Here is a 15,475-nt window from a genome sequence, read left to right on the forward strand (position 1 = left end):
CCTGCGGATGGGGTGCCCGGCGCTGCGCGCCGTGCTCCGGGTGGGCGGCAAGCCGCCCACGGGCCACGCAGGTCGGCCGCTGCGCGCCCTCCCCGAAGGGGCTGAGCAGGTGCCTCACACCCGTCTCAGAGAGGGCTGGGCTGGTGAGCGCGGAAGGGGTTGGGCGAGCCGCGGTAAGGGGCTCGCCGAGCCTCCCGGCGCTGCGCGCCCGTTGCGGCCTCCTCCGGGCGTCGAGCTCGAAGCCGGCCCCCGCCGGCCCCTGATGCCTGGCGGCGCCGATTCCGGCGCTCTGAGGGGCTCTCGCGGGCTGCTGGGGGGGTGGTGCGGAGCGTGGTTCCGGGACCGCTGCGCGGCCCCCTGGCTCCCGTGGTCAGTGTCCGACCCTGCCTCTAGTGTTTCAGGTGTCAGATACACAACACAAGGGAGGACAGCAATGTCTACGTGGAACGTCATCACGATCACCGAGGCCCCGGAACTGACGGAGAAGCGACTGCGGAAGGCGATCACCCGGGCGGGGCTCGACATGATGGATCAGGTCGTGGATCGCGACGGTGAGGGGTGGCAGATCACCGGGCACTCGAAGTACGAGGCCGAGGGGATCTACGACCTGGCGAAGGACATCACCCGCCGTCACCCGGGATCGCGCGCCGAGGTCTTGCAGGAGTGGGACACCCGCGATGCCGACGAGGCGGGGCAGAGCCTCGACGTGTACGTGGGCGGCGAGTACCAGGCCGCGCGCGCTCGCGTGTCCGGGCTGGTGCCCACGGATCTCGCGGCGAGCATTGCGGCGGTGCGCGCTGCGCTCGGAGGCGGTGGGGATCTCGCGGCCGCGGCGCTGTGGCTGGTCAACGGCCTCGACGGCACCCGGTAGAGGCCCCGCCGCCAGCGCATCTATCGGCAGCGGCCCGCCCAATGTCCGAGCCCCCTCCTAATGTTGTGTGTGTCAGATACACAACATGTCTTTAGGAGGACATCATGGGAATGGACGTCTACGGCAAGAACGCCACCGCCGAGGTCGGGGGCTACTTCCGCAACAACGTCTGGTGGTGGCGGCCCCTCGCCGAGTTCGTGACGGCGACGTACCCGGACCTCACCGCTGGATGCACCTACTGGCACAGCAACGACGGTGACGGGCTCGACGCGGCCGCGTCCGTGGCCCTGGCCGACGCGCTGGACCGTGACCTCGCCAACGGGCGTGTGACGGCCTACGCCGATCAGTACGCCGCCGAGCAGAGCGCGTTGCCGGACAGTGAGTGCGACCTGTGCCAGGGGACGGGGCTGCGCACCGACGCCATCGGCCGGGAGTACGGCTACGACAAGCCGCGCGACCCCGACACGGGCAAGGGCGGATGCAACGGCTGCGCCGGCACCGGCCGCCGCGAGCACTTCGGTAAGTCCTACCCGTTCGACGTGGAGAACGTGCGCGAGTTCGCGGCGTTCCTGCGCCACTGCGGAGGGTTCGAGATCTGCTGATCTCCCCCACCTGAGCGCCCCGCCCAGCACGAGCAGGCGGGGCGCTCCCGTGTCCGCGCCAATGTCGGAGGCTACGCCTAATGTTGTGTGTGTCAGATACACAACATATGGAGGATGCGATGAGCACCACGACGACGGACACGGCAGCGGAGATCCTGGCGAACTTCGAGCAGAGCTTCGGGGCGATCTTCGACCGGATCGGCTGGGCCGAGGACGAGATCGCGCAGGCGGCGAGCCGGCACCCCGAGCGGGCAGACGAGATCTATCACTCGTTCTCACTGCTCAGCGGTGGCGACGCCGCCGAGCGGATGAGCGTAGAGGCGGTCTATCGGGCGCACGCGCGCGAGATTCTCGAGAGGGTCGCGGCCGGGCAGGACACCCGCCCGGGCACCGCTGTAGAGGTCGTGATCGGCCTGCTGGCGGCCGCGGAGCGCGCCCCGCTCTCGCACGAGGGGTTCGGGCTGTGCGCGCGCCTGTGGGCCGTTGCGGGCCTGCCGGATCACGACGGGTTCGCCGGGAAGCTGGAACACATCGAGGCGCTGCACGCCTCGCGCATCGACGCCGAGGAAGCCGACGCCCGCCGCGCGTGCCGGGACGACGCCCGCAAGCTCGGGCGCATCGGGTGCGACGGCTGGCACCACGGCCAGCAGGTGCCCTGCTCCTACGCCGCGTGAGCGGCGAGCGCCCCGCCGATCCGATCCGGCGGGGCGCTCCATCGGGCCGGTTCCATGTCGGACCCCACCCGTAGAGTTATCAGTGTCAGATACACAACATAAGGAGGAGACATGGCAACTGTCACCGTCGAGATCGACCGCGAGGTCATCACCGAGGCCGCGCAGATGGTCGGCTACTGGAACTCGGAAGAAGTGCTCAACCGGATCAACATGGGCGAGGGGTTCACCCTGGCCGCGCTGTTCGACGCGCTGCACGAGCACGCCACCGCCGACCACATCATTCGCGAGGTCTGGGAGGGCGAAACCGAGGGCGACCGCGACCCGCTCCCCTGGGCCAACGGGCACGGCTCCCGGCTCAGCGACGAGGAGTACCGAGCCCGCGCCGAGGATCTCGCCCACAACGAAGGCGACGAGCGATTCCGCTTCGCCCCGCGCCGATCGTGGGACGACTAGCGGCCCGCCGCTGAACGGATGCCCCGCCGGAACGGACACCGGCGGGGCGTCCGCACGTTTCGGCAGCTACCTGCGGCGAGCGCCGTTCGGGGTTGCCAATGTCCCCCGCATTGACTAGTGTTGTGTATGTCAGATACACAACACGTCTAGGAGGACGAGATGACCACCATTCACAAGGCAACCGGAGCCGGCGACTTCCTCACGGCAGTCCCGGCGATGCTGGGATACCGCCCGAGCGAGTCGGTCGTCGCGGTGCCGTTTGCGGGCACTCGCACGATCGGTGCGATGCGCTTCGATGTTCCGGCCGCCGAGAACGCCGGATCGTTCGCGGCGGTGGCGATGGGCCTGCTGGTCAAGGTCGAGAACGCGACCGGCTTCGCCCTGATCGTCTACGGCGAGCGCGAGCAGGCCGAGGCGATCGGTTCGGCGATGACCACGCAGGCCGACATGTGCGGGATGCAGGTGATCGACCGGCTGTACGTCGCCGGGGATGCCTGGGGTCGAATCGGCGAGGACGGGACCGAGGCTCTGCCGGAGACTCCCGCGCACCTGGCGGCGATGCTGACCGCTTCGGACCAGCGCGCCGGGGCGGCGCTCCCCGCCGTGGACGAGGCGCTGGCGGCGCAGGTCGCGGAGGCTCTGCCGACCGACCTGCCGGTGGCGCTGGCGATGGCGGGCGGCGATCTGCTGGACGCGATCGAGCAGGCGCTGTCCTGGGATGGGTCGGACCTCGACGCGGGCGCGGTGGCGCTGCTGTCGGCGATGCTGAACCGGCCCGCAACGCGCGATATCGCCCTGGTGCAGTGGTCGCACGGCTTCGCCGCCGGTGAGAGCGCGCTGGACGCGCAGATCGGGTGGGAGCAGGGCGAGGAGTACCCGGCGCACCTGGCGCGGGTCATGTGGGGTGAGGGACCGCGCCCGGACGCGAAGCGCCTGGACGCCGCTCTGACGGCCTGCCGGTACGTCGCGGCCCTCTCGCCTGAGGATGCGCCGGTGGGGCCGCTGGCGGCCGCTGCGTGGCTGTCCTGGGCACTGGGACGCTCCACCCACGCCGACGCCTACGCGCGTCGCGCGCTGGCGATCGACTCCGAGCACGGACTGTCGCAGATCGTGCGGACGTTCGTGGACGCCGGTCACCTGCCCGAGTTCGCGTTCTCGCGCTGACCTGACCGCCGCACCCTCCCCGGGAGGGTGCGGCCCGGACCTCACGGAGGACACCATGACCGACCAGCTGACGCCCGCCGAGGGCATCACCGTGACCCACTACCGAGGCCAGCGCGACGGCGTGCCGGTGGTGCAGATCGACACCGCGCAGGATGCCGGATGGCTGCGCGTGAACCTCAACGACGGGCCGCCCCTGTATGACGGCGACCCCGAGCGGCACGACGCGCCCGGAGCGTTTCGCGGGCCATCCGCGCCCGACTCGATCCTGGTGCAGGGCGCGCCCGAGTCCGCGCAGCAGATCGCGGATGCCGTGATCGCCGCCGGGTACGGCGACGCCGAAACGTTCGCCCTCGCGCTGACCGCGCAGCCGATCGACGCCCACAGTGTGCGCGCCCTCATGGCAAAAGCCGCACGCGCAGCGTTCGGCACCCTCACCATGCAAGTCCGCGACGTCCGCGAGGGCATCACGAGCCTGAACGCGGCAGCCGAGGGAGGCAGCAACGACGCCGAGCTCGAGGCCGCGCACAACATGATGAACGCCGCCGCGTGGCTGGCCGACAGCGTGGATAGCGGCATGCGCTAACACTCGCGCGGGCACCCTGCATCGACAGCGGTGCCCGCGCGAGACCGAGGGTTGCGAATGTCCGACCCCCCTACTAGTGTTGTGTATGTCAGATACACAACACGTTCAAGGGAGGACGATATGACTGACATCATGACCGCCCCGACCAGCGGGATCGCGGAGGGTCCGCTGACCTTCCCCGGCACCCCGCCGGTCACCGACCGCCGCGGCGCTTTCGCGGGCGAGCTCGCTCGAGCTCACGATGAGCTCGAGCTGGCGCGCGCGAAGGTCGCAGAGCGCGAGCGGGAGATTGAGCGGCTGCGCACCGCGCAGATCACCGACGGGTCGGACCCCCGGCTGATCGACTTCTGGGAGAAGGCAGGCCGGATCGCCGATCACGCCGACTTCTGCCAGGAGTACGACCGACTCGCCGAGGCGATGAACGGAACGCCCCGATGCCGCGACTGGGAAGTGGAGGCCGAGGTCACCGTGACCGTCCGGGTCACCTACTCCACCAGTGCGACCACCGAGGACGACGCTGACGAGAACGCCCGCGAGGGCATCGACTTCGATGACGTGCTCGCGGCGTACCGCGCCAACGGGCACGAGAGCTTCGACGTCGAGATCGTCAGCACCGAGCGGGCCTAACCCGCCCCTGGCGGGGCCACAGCGCCCCGCCAGGGCCACCGGAACACACGCGCGAGCGGAACCACCCGGCCACCCGGCAGTACCCCATGTCCGGGAAGGTCGCCGACGCCGGCCTATATGAGCAGCACCCCTATCCCGGTGTCTCGCCAATGTCGGCGACGAGCGCTATTGTTGTGTATGTCAGATACACAACACAGTCACTAGGAGGAACCCATGACCACCACCCAGGTCGCCTACGAAACGATCTCCACCCGGATCTACGACAGCGAAGAGGGCTACTCGGCCAGCAACAACAACATGGCCTACCGGGCACAGGATCTCGAAGACTACGGACGCCGCGGCTTCGCCCTGATCTCGACCGTCACCGCCCCCACCCACGACGGAACCCTGATCATCGACACCCTCGCCCGCACCGCCGAGGCCGAATAGGAAAGATGGGCGCTCGTCGCCACCCCGGCGGGCGCCCGCCCTCTGCGCTCGATTTCGAGCGTGCGCCCTCGAAATCTCCCGCGCTGCGCGCTTCCCATCCCGCATCTGATCTGCTAGTGTTGTGTATGTCAGATACACAACACGTTCGGGAGGACCACATGAACACCACACTCACCACCGCCACCGCCCTCGAGGCCCGCGCCGCCTGGTCGACCATCACGGAGCCCGGCGACACCACCGCCGGCACCCTCACCCGCCACGCCGGCCACACCGCCGCGCTCGAGGCGCTCATCGCGGGCCGCGACGCCCTCCTCGCCGCACTCGCCGCAGCAGACATCGACGTCGACGAGGCCACACAAGCCGCCGCCCGCTGGCTGCCCCGCCACAACGCCCGCCTCATCGACCAGGCGCTCGAGACCGCCGCCCGCCACGGCATCACCCTGATCGACCCGGCCACCATCCCCGGCCTGAGCGACCTCGGCGACGCCGCTCCGCACATCATCTGGGCGCGTGGCACCCTCGCCCCGCTCACCCGCGACCTGCCCGAACGGATCGCTGTGATCGGCGCTCGCGCAGCCACCAGCTACGGAGAGCACGTGACTGCCGAGATCGCCGCCGACCTCGCCCGTCGCGGCATCGTCATCGTCAGCGGAGCCGCCTACGGCATCGACGCCGCCGCACACCGCGCAGCCCTCGCCGCGGGCGGGTCCACCATCGCCTGGCTCGCCGGTGGGGCCGACCGCCCCTACCCCGCGGGGAACAGCGAGCTGATCGCCCGGATCGCCGACCGCGGCGGCGTGGTCGCCAGTGAGGTCGCCCCCGGCTCCGCACCCACCCGCTGGCGCTTCCTCGCTCGCAACCGACTGATCGCCGCGACCACCGCCGCGACGGTCGTCGTCGAGGCCGGCGTGCGATCCGGGTCGCTCACCACCGCCCACCACGCCGCTGCCCTCGGTCGCACGGTCGGCGCCGTCCCCGGCCCGGTCACGTCCGCCACATCCACCGGATGCCACCGCCTCATCCGCGAGGCCGACGCCCACCTGGTCACCAGCGCCGACGAGGCCTACGAACTGCTCGGTCACTGAGGCCCGCGGGGGCCAGCCACCCGCCGGCCCCCGCACCACAGCCCGGAGAGGACACCCAATGGGAACCCCGCACGACGTCGACCCGCTCGCCCTTGCCACACCCGCGCTGCTGCTGCTCTGGATCGCTGCGCTGCTCGCACTGCTGCTGTGGCGACGCCACATCCGCAACGCCCCGATCGCCGCCTACGCTGACATCCTGCGCCGCGCCTCTCGAGCTCGCCGCCACGCAGCCGCGATGATCGCCTGGCACATTCTGGGCGGCCTCGTCCTCCTCGGCGCGTTCGGGCTGCTGTCCTGGCCCGCCGCGGCCGCCGGCCTCCCGCTGCTGCTTATCCCCGCGTTCGGCATCCGCAAGTGGGCGCGCACCGCGCGCACACTCACCCGCATCCTGCACAGCCCCACCCCGCACACCCGCGCCCAGCTGCGCACCTGAACCAGGTCGTATCGGGAACTTGCGGCACACCCCGACATGCACTAGTGTTGTGTATGTCAGATACACAACCCAATAGCAGGGCAACACAGACCATCAGACCCGCGGGGATCGCGCCACCAGGACGATCCCCCCGGCAGGACGGGCACCAACACGCAGCCTGACGAGCGCTCGCCGCTCGCCGCTCGCCCGTCAATAGCAGCCGGCCTTTCGTCCTCCACCCGGCCCGCTGCCGGCGGGGGCGGCGTCCCTGACACCGCCGCCCCCGCCCCTTCCGCCTCGTCTTCGTTCGCGAAGACCTCCCCACATCACGGATGCGCCAGAGCCGCTTCCTCTTGTCCGCTCCATCTGATATTGTTCTGTATGTCAGATACACAACTAGATCAAGGAGGATCAGCATGCGCTGTCTCATTTGTGACCAGCCGAAGGTCATGTACATCCCCGCCGACGACGCCCCTGATGTCGGCCTGTACAGCTGCGAATGCGGGTTCGAGATCGAAGGCCCCGCCGAGAACGCCGCCCGGCCCGCTCAGCCCACCCGCTCACCGCTCGGTCGGCCCACGCCGATCGCAGCTGCCCCGATCGGACTGCTCGCGACCAGCGGCCCGTACCGACGCTGAATAGGCCACGAGAGATCCAGGAGACCGACGTGAGCACCACCACAGAGCCCGGCGACACCCGATCATCCGAAGTCACGTACATGGGCCGCCGGCCGCTGAGCACCGGCAAGATCGGCTACGCCTACGCCGACGACGACGCATCGCCGCGGTACTACAAGGCCGCCCTCGTGACCGGCGCACAGATCGGGCAGCGCATCACGCTCGAAGGCCCCGCCGACGACCCGAACGTGTACTACTCCAAGGGGCCGCGAGCCCCCCGCATCACCGGTTTCGACGAGACGATCGACCGCGACACCCTCACCCGGTGGCAGGTTGCCGATCGAGCGGCCTACCAAGCCAAGGCCGACGCGGGCGCGAGCAACAGAGCGGCGAAGCACGCCGCCCACATGGAGCACCACATCGAGGCGCTGACACAGGCCGCCCGCAACCTCACCGGCCCTCAGCGCGCAGCGTTCGCCCGTTACGTCGAAGACCGCATCCGGGGGTGGTGAACGTGGCGCCTCACCGGCGCCGGTTCGCGAACGGCCACCCTCCGAACTGCTCGGCGAACGCGGCCCGATAGGCGATCTCGACATCCTCGGCGACCTGACCGGGCGTCTCCACCCACGCCACCAAGAGATCGCCGTGATCGGCCAACTGCCAGATCGACCGGCCGCCCTTGTGGCTAGAACCGCGACGGGCGTACTGCCGCAGTCTCGTGCGCAGCCCGCCGCTCTTCGCGTCGGCCTTGCCGATGTACACAACCGGCGTCCCGGTGATCCAGCGCCCCTGCAGGTCGTCGACGGCGTACACCGACCCGGCGCGAGCGACGGAGACCTCGAGAATCGTCGGCGGCGTCGACGCAGCGCGCAGCACGACATAGATCCCAGGCCGCGGAGGAATGTCGACGGTCGGGATCTCGGCGAAGGTCACAAACCCGGTGAAACCGGCAGCTTCCAGCCCTTCGCGCGTCCAAGCGGCCGGCAGCGCGAGCGAGCTCACGCGAGATCCTCATCGGTCGCCGGCGCCGGCGCGGCCGCCGGCACTCCGAACAGAGCAGCCGTGCGGCGCTCGAGCAGGTGATGCTCGACGTCGCCGGCATGCAACGGCGCCTGGCCGACGCCTCGCGCCGGCCGCTGCTGCATGTACCAGTACAGCTGCCGGTTGCCTTTCGCGTTGTGCTGCTGCGCAAGCTCGCGCGCCTCGTCCCGGGTGAACAGCCACACCTGATCGGTGGACAACAGCGCCAGCGCGAGGATCTCCGCGCGCAGATCATCCGGGAAGTAGAACCCGACCGACAACGCCCCCTTGCCACCCGAGGGAGAGGGGGCCGTCTGGGTCTTGACCTGAACGGTGACAGCCTCGGCGCGCAGCGAGGAGTAGACCACCAGGTCGATGCCCGAGTCCGTCGTCATCCTCGCCGAGTCGATGCCGAGCTTGAGAAGCCGGTACTGCACGAGCAGCTCGCCCGCTGCGCCGATGTGCTGAGTGGTGGTCACCGCGGCATCGTCTCACGCCGTCAATCACCCGCCGCAGCGAGCAGACCCTTGCCGATGTCATACCCGCCTGTTAGTGTTGTGCATGTCAGATACACAACATATACGGAGGATGCAATGACCATCACCGCCTGGATTGCCACCCACAGCGACGGCACGACCTGCACTGTCGCCACCACCACAGCGGACTGCCCGCACAACCACGCGTACACGGTGCCGGCCGAAGCGCCGGGCACGAAGGGCCTGCTGATCACGACGACCGGCGAACTCGCGATCGCAGCGTTCGGTGAGCTCGAGGACTACCAGCGCGCGGTCGGCGGCTACATCGAGACCGTCAGCCTCGACGATCGCCACGATCTCATCGCCAACGAGGAGGGGCTGATCCAGCGCCTGCCGATGAACCTCCTCGCCAGCACGATCGCGAAGCGCCCACTCGTCGGGGACGTCGTGATCGTCGGGTTTGACGATGCCTCGGGCGACTTCGTCGACGTCGACGACTCAATCGTCGACAGCATCCGCCGCACCCTCAGCGCGTGATGCCCCAGCCGGCGTCGCCGACGTCCACCGCCTGCCAGCGGTGGACGCTCGGCCGGCACTCCTGGCGCCACGCCTCCGAAGGCGGGTTCGATCGCCGGCGGTTCACCGTCGCGGCGATACCCGAGGCACTCGCGCGCGCGTTCGTGTGCCGCCACCACTACAGCGCTTCCTACCCCGCCGCCCGCCTCGCGTGGGGCCTGTTCACCGACGACGAGGCCCTCGTCGACGACGGCCCTCTGACCGGGGTGGCCGTCCTGTCGGTGCCCATGCGCGCAGCCGTTCTCACCAACGTCTTCCCCGACCTCGAGCCGTTCACCGAATCGCTCGAGCTCGGCCGCTTCGTGCTCACCGACGCCGTGCCCGCGAACGCCGAATCCTGGTTCCTCGCGCAGGTCTGGCGCCAGGCTGCCGCGGCCAGCCTCCGCGGGGTGGTCACCTTCGCCGATCCTCTGCAGCGGCAGCGCGCGATCGCCGACGTCGATGAGGACGGCCAATCGGTCACCCGCGTCGAGACGATCACCCCCGGCCACGTCGGGGTGATCTACCAGGCCACCAACGCCGTCAGCCTCGGCCGCTCCACCGCCCGCACGATCAACTACGTCCCCTCCGCCGGGCTCGTCCTCCCCGAACGCACCCTCTCGAAGATCCGCACCGGCGAGCAGGGCTGCGAAGCCGCAGAGCGCCACCTGGTGACCCTCGGCGCACGAGCCCGCCGAGCACACGAGGACACCCGCAGCTGGCTGCGCACAGCGCTCGAGGAGATCGGGACGCAGAAGATCCGCCACCCCGGCAACCACCGCTACGCCTGGGCGCTCGGCAACGCTCGCCAACGGCGCCGGCAGCTGATCGCGCTCGAGCGGACGCCCTACCCCAAAGCTGCCCGCGATCTCCTGCAGCACATCCCGTCGATCGGGGCTTGACCCCGCGCGCTCATCCGACTAGTGTTGTGCATGTCAGATACACAACTTAGGTCGACGGGGAGTTCTCGTCGACACGGCGAGCACTCTCCCGAGTGACACGCGACCGCGAGCCGGCCGGCACAGGCCCCGGCCCGCGGCCGCTCCACCCTCGCCGTCCGCGAACGGCCGGGGAACCGGCCTATATGCAGTGAGACCCGGGAGGTCACCCAATGAAGCTCACCCGCACCGCAGGCGCAGCCGCCGGCGTCGTCGGCATCGCCGCGGCCGCCGCGCTGCTGCTGTGGCCGGCCCCGCACGCCGGCGACAGCCTCTCCCCCGTCACGCTCCCCACGGCGACTTCGACAACCGCACAGTCCTCCCCAATGTCTGCCGCGGCCGAGGAGTACTCGCGGGAGGAGTTCGGCCCTCGCTGGGCCGACGTCGACCGCAACGGCTGCGACACCCGCAACGACATCCTCGGACGCGATCTCGTCGACGTCGTCCACAAGCCCGGAACCAACGACTGCGTCGTGCTCACCGGCATCCTGCACGACCCATTCACCGGGGAGACGGTCACCTTCACCCGTGTCAACGAGGGCTACCAGCCCGTGCAGATCGACCACATCTTCCCTCTCGCGGTCGCCTGGTCATCCGGCGCCGCCAGCTGGACGACCGAGCAGCGCACGCAGTTCGCGAACGATCCCGCCGACCTGCAGGCCACCACCGCCAACCAGGTGAAGGGAGACAGCACCCCGAGTGAATGGCTGCCCACCGGCGCCGCGGCCTGCACCTACGCAACCCGCTACCTCGAGGTCACCGACACCTACGCCCTCGAGATCTCCGCAGCCGACCTCAGCGCCCTCGACGAGGCGCTGACCCGCTGCCCGAGCACTCGATAACCCAGGAGACCGACATGAGCCTCACCCTCCGGCGCATCAGCGACGAGACCGGCACCAACTACACCGACCTGTTCGCTGATCTCGACCCCGACAGCTTCGACCTGCTGCCCGGCGAGCTCGGCCCCCGCGGTGTCGACGCCATGGTCCCCAACGCGCCCCACTCCCCCCGCGCCAACGCGGACGGCCCACTCGGGGCGGTCATCGTCCGGTGGATTCAGTCGCGGGTCGACACCCCTGCCGACCGATACGGCTGGCAGTACCTCGACGCCGCCGACGTCCACACCATCGCCTACCTCGACGACGCCAGCGGCGAGCTCGAGTTCATCAACATCTTCGGCCACGTCGAGCACGGCCGGCGCGGCTACCGACTGCGGACCATCGCCGACGCCCTCGGCCTGCTCATCGAGCACGACCTGCACTGAGAGGACACCACCGATGTCGACCCTCGATCTCCTCACCGACACCTTTCCGCACGGAACCCCGGACGGCTATCGTCTCGGCTGCCGCACCGCGGCGTGCCCGGCCGTCCTGCCCTGCCGTGAGGTGCACAGCCGCTACTGCGGCGACTTCACCTTCGCCAAGCTCATCGACGCCGGCGTGCCGCTGGCCGAGATCCTCGAGCGCGACGCCGCCGAGAAAGAGAGCATCCGCCACCGCGACCAGATCGCCGCCCGCAAGGCACGACGAGCAGCTGCACAGCCGAAGGCGGCGGCGCGAACGAAGACGGCGACCCGGCCTCGCGCCGCGGGAACCACGACGTCGCCCCGGCCGAAGCCGGCCGCCGCACAGCAGCCCGCTCGCACATCCCGGCCGCAGCGCCCCCACCCCGGGCACAAGTGGCTCGCCGAGGCGACCGAGGCGATCGCGCAGCTGCCGGCAGACATGCAGGCGCAGCGTCGGGAGGATCTCGCCCAGTACCGACGCGACCTCGATCGTCACGTCGCAGAGCTCGCCCAGTGGCAGGAGCGACGGGACGCGGCCCGCGCTCACCTGAAAGCCGCGGCCTCGACACTCAAGACCGCGACGATCGCCTCCGGCACCGGCCTGTCTGTTAGCGGCGCGATCGAGAACGCGCTGCACGCCGCCACCATCCAGCACCAAGCGGCGACCGACACGCTCGCGCAGGTCGACCAGCAGAAGCCTCCGGCACCGGCCAAGCCCCGCGCACCGCGGCCGCCTCGTGCGCCTCGCATCAGCAAACCCCGTCAGCTGCAGCCGCACGGCACGAACGCCTGCCGAGCTCGCGGCTGCGACCGTCCCGAGTGCATCGAAGCGGGCCGCGAGTATCACCGGATCTGGATGCAACAGCGCCGCGCCGAAAGCATCCCCCTCGAGCACCACGGCACCGCCTACGGGTATCAGCTGGGATGCAAAGACCGGGAGACCTGCCCCGCAGAGATCTCCTGCGCCGACGCCTCCCTCGCCGAAGAGCGCCGCCGGCGCCGCGAAGCCGGCATCGGCGAGCAAGCTCCTCGCGTCCCCGCCGAACCCGTCCGCGAGCACGTCCGTCAGCTGATGGCCGGCGGCATGACCGTCCTGGGCATCGCGGAGAAGGCGGGCGTGTCCAAGACCGGGGTGAAGATCCTGCTCTACGGACGCTCGGGCGCACGCAAGGGCGAACTCCCCCGCGAGATCGAAGAGACCAAGGCGCAGCGCATCCTCGCGCTGCAGCCCGCCGACGCCACCCTGGCGATCTCCGCCTGATCCCCTCGACGCCCACCCGGTAGCATCGAGGCCTGGGCACCCGTCCGTAGAGCATCCTCTGTTCGCAGTGGTGCCGCCCTCCCAGTTGTGTATCTGACAATCCGCATCTGAGTTGGCTCCGGACGGGTGCCCTTTCTCTTTGCCTGCAGACGCGGATTACTCGTCGTCGTCGTCGCCGATCGCGATAAACCGGAACTCCGGGTGCCGACGTCGCGCCGACGCCAGCAGGGCATCCATCTCCCCGGTCGCCGAGTGAGTGCGAACGGTCAGCTGCTCGCCGGAGAGCCGGTACGTCGCCAGCGCCATATCGAGCAGTCGCGTCGCTACACCCTTCCCGCGCCAAGCCTCATCGACCTCGACGTGCTCGAGGTAGAGATCCTGGTCGTCGATCCACCGCATCACGAGCGTTCCGTGCGTCACCCCGGCCCTGTCCTCCTCCCAACACGCCACCCGCGAGGGCTCTTTCCTCGCCTGCATCACCACGTACTCGTCCATGTCGCTCTCCCGTTCGATCGTGAGCACCTTCACTAAGAAATATCGGCCGCGCGGCTCCCGAACCGTGAAGCGTCCCTGTCCTCGTCGACGAGGCCCACCCACTGTGCGGCCAGACACTCACGACCCGGAGAACCACCGAGCCGGCGCGGCCGCCGCCCACTGATCCAACGCCGGCGACGAGTACCCGAAGTAACGCAGGATCAGCAGCGCGGCGTTGTAGGCGAAGAGGCACCCCAGCCTCACCTGGAAGTTGATCACCCGCGGGATCGCGGGGTAGTCGGTTGACGTGATCCCGTCTTCATCCCTCGTTGTGGACTGGAAGGCGAGCGAGATCACCGAGGGGTGCGTGTTGTCGGAGAGCACGTCGTACAGCGCTGCGGCCCCGGTCATGTGGAGCTCGAGAAAGAGACCGATCGACTTGCCCAGGGGCAGCATCGGCTCGCCGCCGATCCGCCACTCGTCAATCTGCTGCGGGTTGTCCAGAGGAGTGTCGACGTCGTCGAAGAGCTCACGGATGCGGGCGAGGAGCTCGTCGCGCTTGCCCTTGAACTGCTTCGCCCGGGGCTTGTCCCACTTGCCGGCTGTGAACCGCTGCCGCTGTATCGCCGCCAGGTGATCGAGCATTTCACGTGCGACCCTGCGGGTGCCCGCCTCCGCCTCCGGGAGCGGCTCAAGCAGCCACGCGACTCGACCGGCGTACTCGAGCTCCGATCTCACCAGCGGCCAAACACCCAGAGGAATCATCGGCTCAGCGCGCAGCAACGTCACCACGGACCGCAGCTGCAGCACGATCGCGTTGACCAGGTTGCCCGCCATCTGGCCATGGGCGTACTCGAGGTTCCGCGGCCGGTTCTCCGGGAACGCCTGCACGATCGCACGGGCGTCGAGCGCGGATGCCGAGTCCGGTGCTGCGCCGGCACCGGACTGAGCCGAATCCTCGTGCCATGCGGCGATGAGCGCCTCGCACACCTCCGCGAGCTTTATCGGGCTCAGGTCGCCGTCGTCGCTCGCCGCCGCCCGGTCGTAAGTGGTCATCTACCCAATTCCTTGTCGTCGTTGTCGCTGTAATCCGCTACAAGATGTCCAACCCCGGCCCAGTAGTTCTCAGTCGCAATAAGCCTCGAGGACCACCTCGATCAAGGCCATTTAGAGCCTCCGCTGCACTACCGCCTCGTCTATGTGCGCGGCGGAAAGGGCGGTTCTGTGGAGGACGGTGACGGCGATCGCGCCAAGGATCGCGAGTCCGAGGAGCGCGATGGCGGCGATCGGCAGGCCGATGGCGCCGAGCCATCCGGCGATCGGGTAGCTGATCAGAAAGCAGCCGTGGGACAGGGCGAACTGAGCGGTGTAGACCAGGTTGCGGTTGGCGGGGGTGGATGCGTCGGCGAGAAGCCGCGACGAGGGGGTATTGATCAGTGATGTGCTGGCTCCGAGGAGCGCCCAGGTGGCGAGCAGCGCCCACCACCCCTCCCCCGTCGATACCGCGACGACCGTCATGGCGACAGCGGCGCCCATGGCGGCGACGAGGAGCCAAGCACCGATGCTCATGGTGCGGAGCACTCCGATTCTGTCCACGATCCAGGGGACGTTCAGCGCGACGACGAGGGACCCGACACCGTACGCGCCGAGCGCGAGGGCGAGCGCGGAGTCATCGAGGCCGAACACGCCCTTGGCGTAGACGACGGAGTTGACCAGGACAATCGCGGTGCCGGCTGCGACGACGATGTTAGCGGCCATCAGGAAGCGGAGGCTGGGGGTGCGGGCGAAGACGCGCAGGCCGGTGGGCAGCCGTTCCCAGAAGGTACCGGTGATCGCCTCCGGGACGTGAGCGGGGAGGCGGGCGATGAGGACGAGGGTGGCGGAGGCTGCGAAACCGAGCGCGGTGCCGATGAACAGGTTGTTGTAGCTGATCACGGTGAGCAGGGCTG

Annotated in this window: 22 protein-coding genes; 17 read left to right on the forward strand and 5 right to left on the reverse strand. The window is 69.5% G+C overall.

Features of this window, described 5'->3' with window-relative positions; genetic code table 11:
- Nucleotides 1-433 precede the first annotated feature (433 nt).
- The 12 genes from Q0568_RS15020 to Q0568_RS15075 all read left to right on the forward strand — a co-directional run bounded on the left by Q0568_RS15020 (nucleotide 434) and on the right by Q0568_RS15075 (nucleotide 8,029).
- The gene (locus Q0568_RS15020; RefSeq protein ID WP_298867953.1) at nucleotides 434-871 is read left to right on the forward strand and encodes a hypothetical protein; all 438 of its coding nucleotides are present in this window, start codon (nucleotides 434-436) and stop codon (nucleotides 869-871) included.
- A 104-nt stretch (nucleotides 872-975) separates the two neighbouring features.
- Complete coding sequence (locus Q0568_RS15025) at nucleotides 976-1,473, forward strand: hypothetical protein (protein ID WP_298867955.1); 498 nt, start codon at nucleotides 976-978, stop codon at nucleotides 1,471-1,473.
- A gap of 119 nt (nucleotides 1,474-1,592) precedes the next feature.
- On the forward strand, nucleotides 1,593-2,147 hold the full coding sequence (locus Q0568_RS15030; RefSeq protein ID WP_298867957.1) for a hypothetical protein: 555 nt from the start codon (nucleotides 1,593-1,595) through the stop codon (nucleotides 2,145-2,147).
- Between the two features lie 111 nt (nucleotides 2,148-2,258).
- Nucleotides 2,259-2,600 carry a hypothetical protein gene (locus Q0568_RS15035; protein ID WP_288120557.1) on the forward strand — a complete coding sequence of 114 codons (342 nt, stop codon included), beginning with the start codon at nucleotides 2,259-2,261 and terminating at the stop codon, nucleotides 2,598-2,600.
- 159 nt (nucleotides 2,601-2,759) lie between these two features.
- Complete coding sequence (locus tag Q0568_RS15040) at nucleotides 2,760-3,764, forward strand: DUF4192 family protein (RefSeq protein WP_288120555.1); 1,005 nt, start codon at nucleotides 2,760-2,762, stop codon at nucleotides 3,762-3,764.
- A gap of 55 nt (nucleotides 3,765-3,819) precedes the next feature.
- Complete coding sequence (locus Q0568_RS15045) at nucleotides 3,820-4,347, forward strand: hypothetical protein (protein ID WP_288120554.1); 528 nt, start codon at nucleotides 3,820-3,822, stop codon at nucleotides 4,345-4,347.
- Between the two features lie 120 nt (nucleotides 4,348-4,467).
- Nucleotides 4,468-4,974 (forward strand): hypothetical protein, encoded by a 507-nt coding sequence (locus Q0568_RS15050; RefSeq protein WP_288120553.1) that lies wholly within the window; start codon nucleotides 4,468-4,470, stop codon nucleotides 4,972-4,974.
- A gap of 213 nt (nucleotides 4,975-5,187) precedes the next feature.
- Nucleotides 5,188-5,403: a hypothetical protein gene (locus tag Q0568_RS15055; RefSeq protein WP_288120551.1), complete on the forward strand. Its 216-nt coding sequence runs from the start codon at nucleotides 5,188-5,190 to the stop codon at nucleotides 5,401-5,403.
- 158 nt (nucleotides 5,404-5,561) lie between these two features.
- A complete protein-coding gene (dprA, locus tag Q0568_RS15060; RefSeq protein WP_292680258.1) occupies nucleotides 5,562-6,488 on the forward strand; it encodes a DNA-processing protein DprA in 927 nt (308 codons plus the stop codon).
- 58 nt (nucleotides 6,489-6,546) lie between these two features.
- Nucleotides 6,547-6,921 carry a hypothetical protein gene (locus tag Q0568_RS15065; protein WP_292680256.1) on the forward strand — a complete coding sequence of 125 codons (375 nt, stop codon included), beginning with the start codon at nucleotides 6,547-6,549 and terminating at the stop codon, nucleotides 6,919-6,921.
- A gap of 395 nt (nucleotides 6,922-7,316) precedes the next feature.
- Nucleotides 7,317-7,538: a hypothetical protein gene (locus Q0568_RS15070; protein WP_292680254.1), complete on the forward strand. Its 222-nt coding sequence runs from the start codon at nucleotides 7,317-7,319 to the stop codon at nucleotides 7,536-7,538.
- 29 nt (nucleotides 7,539-7,567) lie between these two features.
- Nucleotides 7,568-8,029: a hypothetical protein gene (locus Q0568_RS15075; protein ID WP_298867967.1), complete on the forward strand. Its 462-nt coding sequence runs from the start codon at nucleotides 7,568-7,570 to the stop codon at nucleotides 8,027-8,029.
- A 10-nt stretch (nucleotides 8,030-8,039) separates the two neighbouring features.
- On the opposite strand, the gene Q0568_RS15080 is transcribed toward Q0568_RS15075, so the two are convergent.
- Entirely contained in the window at nucleotides 8,040-8,519 is a 480-nt protein-coding gene (locus Q0568_RS15080; RefSeq protein WP_292680252.1) for a hypothetical protein, read from the reverse strand.
- Entirely contained in the window at nucleotides 8,516-9,016 is a 501-nt protein-coding gene (locus Q0568_RS15085; RefSeq protein WP_292680250.1) for a hypothetical protein, read from the reverse strand. The genes Q0568_RS15080 and Q0568_RS15085 overlap by 4 nt, the downstream gene beginning before the upstream one ends.
- A 114-nt stretch (nucleotides 9,017-9,130) precedes the next feature.
- On the opposite strand from Q0568_RS15085, the gene Q0568_RS15090 reads away from it, so the two are divergent.
- From Q0568_RS15090 to Q0568_RS15110, 5 genes are all read left to right on the forward strand, one after another.
- The gene (locus tag Q0568_RS15090; RefSeq protein ID WP_292680249.1) at nucleotides 9,131-9,550 is read left to right on the forward strand and encodes a DUF3846 domain-containing protein; all 420 of its coding nucleotides are present in this window, start codon (nucleotides 9,131-9,133) and stop codon (nucleotides 9,548-9,550) included.
- The gene (locus Q0568_RS15095) at nucleotides 9,547-10,470 is read left to right on the forward strand and encodes a hypothetical protein (protein WP_298867970.1); all 924 of its coding nucleotides are present in this window, start codon (nucleotides 9,547-9,549) and stop codon (nucleotides 10,468-10,470) included. Before Q0568_RS15090 ends, Q0568_RS15095 begins: the two co-directional genes overlap by 4 nt.
- 209 nt (nucleotides 10,471-10,679) lie before the next feature.
- Nucleotides 10,680-11,348, forward strand: coding sequence for an HNH endonuclease family protein (locus Q0568_RS15100; protein ID WP_298867972.1), 669 nt, complete (start codon nucleotides 10,680-10,682; stop codon nucleotides 11,346-11,348).
- Between the two features lie 14 nt (nucleotides 11,349-11,362).
- Nucleotides 11,363-11,770, forward strand: a complete 408-nt coding sequence (locus Q0568_RS15105; protein ID WP_061018329.1) for a hypothetical protein — start codon at nucleotides 11,363-11,365, stop codon at nucleotides 11,768-11,770.
- A 13-nt stretch (nucleotides 11,771-11,783) separates the two neighbouring features.
- Nucleotides 11,784-13,052 carry a hypothetical protein gene (locus tag Q0568_RS15110; protein ID WP_292684521.1) on the forward strand — a complete coding sequence of 423 codons (1,269 nt, stop codon included), beginning with the start codon at nucleotides 11,784-11,786 and terminating at the stop codon, nucleotides 13,050-13,052.
- 156 nt (nucleotides 13,053-13,208) lie between these two features.
- Here Q0568_RS15110 and Q0568_RS15115 read toward each other — a convergent pair whose 3' ends face one another.
- From Q0568_RS15115 to Q0568_RS15125, 3 genes are all read right to left on the reverse strand, one after another.
- A complete protein-coding gene (locus tag Q0568_RS15115; RefSeq protein WP_157543646.1) occupies nucleotides 13,209-13,547 on the reverse strand; it encodes a GNAT family N-acetyltransferase in 339 nt (112 codons plus the stop codon).
- A 117-nt stretch (nucleotides 13,548-13,664) separates the two neighbouring features.
- Nucleotides 13,665-14,582, reverse strand: coding sequence for a hypothetical protein (locus Q0568_RS15120; protein ID WP_061018335.1), 918 nt, complete (start codon nucleotides 14,580-14,582; stop codon nucleotides 13,665-13,667).
- 111 nt (nucleotides 14,583-14,693) lie between these two features.
- Nucleotides 14,694-15,475: MFS transporter (locus tag Q0568_RS15125; protein WP_298867981.1), on the reverse strand; the 782-nt coding region annotated here is incomplete at its 5' end.

The organism is uncultured Microbacterium sp. (genome assembly GCF_937927635.1).
In the GTDB taxonomy this organism is placed as follows: Bacteria; Actinomycetota; Actinomycetes; order Actinomycetales; family Microbacteriaceae; genus Microbacterium.

What these genes read in the sequence shown, in the direction of transcription:
- Q0568_RS15120 (WP_061018335.1), bottom strand. Translation starts at nt 14,582, where the DNA reads ATGACCACTTACGACCGGGCGGCGGCGAGCGACGACGGCGACCTGAGC.
- Q0568_RS15115 (WP_157543646.1), bottom strand. Translation starts at nt 13,547, where the DNA reads ATGGACGAGTACGTGGTGATGCAGGCGAGGAAAGAGCCCTCGCGGGTG.
- Q0568_RS15045 (WP_288120554.1), top strand. Translation starts at nt 3,820, where the DNA reads ATGACCGACCAGCTGACGCCCGCCGAGGGCATCACCGTGACCCACTAC.
- Q0568_RS15110 (WP_292684521.1), top strand. Translation starts at nt 11,784, where the DNA reads ATGTCGACCCTCGATCTCCTCACCGACACCTTTCCGCACGGAACCCCG.
- Q0568_RS15050 (WP_288120553.1), top strand. Translation starts at nt 4,468, where the DNA reads ATGACTGACATCATGACCGCCCCGACCAGCGGGATCGCGGAGGGTCCG.
- Q0568_RS15090 (WP_292680249.1), top strand. Translation starts at nt 9,131, where the DNA reads ATGACCATCACCGCCTGGATTGCCACCCACAGCGACGGCACGACCTGC.
- Q0568_RS15025 (WP_298867955.1), top strand. Translation starts at nt 976, where the DNA reads ATGGGAATGGACGTCTACGGCAAGAACGCCACCGCCGAGGTCGGGGGC.
- Q0568_RS15040 (WP_288120555.1), top strand. Translation starts at nt 2,760, where the DNA reads ATGACCACCATTCACAAGGCAACCGGAGCCGGCGACTTCCTCACGGCA.
- dprA (WP_292680258.1), top strand. Translation starts at nt 5,562, where the DNA reads ATGAACACCACACTCACCACCGCCACCGCCCTCGAGGCCCGCGCCGCC.
- Q0568_RS15030 (WP_298867957.1), top strand. Translation starts at nt 1,593, where the DNA reads ATGAGCACCACGACGACGGACACGGCAGCGGAGATCCTGGCGAACTTC.
- Q0568_RS15100 (WP_298867972.1), top strand. Translation starts at nt 10,680, where the DNA reads ATGAAGCTCACCCGCACCGCAGGCGCAGCCGCCGGCGTCGTCGGCATC.
- Q0568_RS15070 (WP_292680254.1), top strand. Translation starts at nt 7,317, where the DNA reads ATGCGCTGTCTCATTTGTGACCAGCCGAAGGTCATGTACATCCCCGCC.
- Q0568_RS15020 (WP_298867953.1), top strand. Translation starts at nt 434, where the DNA reads ATGTCTACGTGGAACGTCATCACGATCACCGAGGCCCCGGAACTGACG.
- Q0568_RS15065 (WP_292680256.1), top strand. Translation starts at nt 6,547, where the DNA reads ATGGGAACCCCGCACGACGTCGACCCGCTCGCCCTTGCCACACCCGCG.
- Q0568_RS15035 (WP_288120557.1), top strand. Translation starts at nt 2,259, where the DNA reads ATGGCAACTGTCACCGTCGAGATCGACCGCGAGGTCATCACCGAGGCC.
- Q0568_RS15055 (WP_288120551.1), top strand. Translation starts at nt 5,188, where the DNA reads ATGACCACCACCCAGGTCGCCTACGAAACGATCTCCACCCGGATCTAC.
- Q0568_RS15105 (WP_061018329.1), top strand. Translation starts at nt 11,363, where the DNA reads ATGAGCCTCACCCTCCGGCGCATCAGCGACGAGACCGGCACCAACTAC.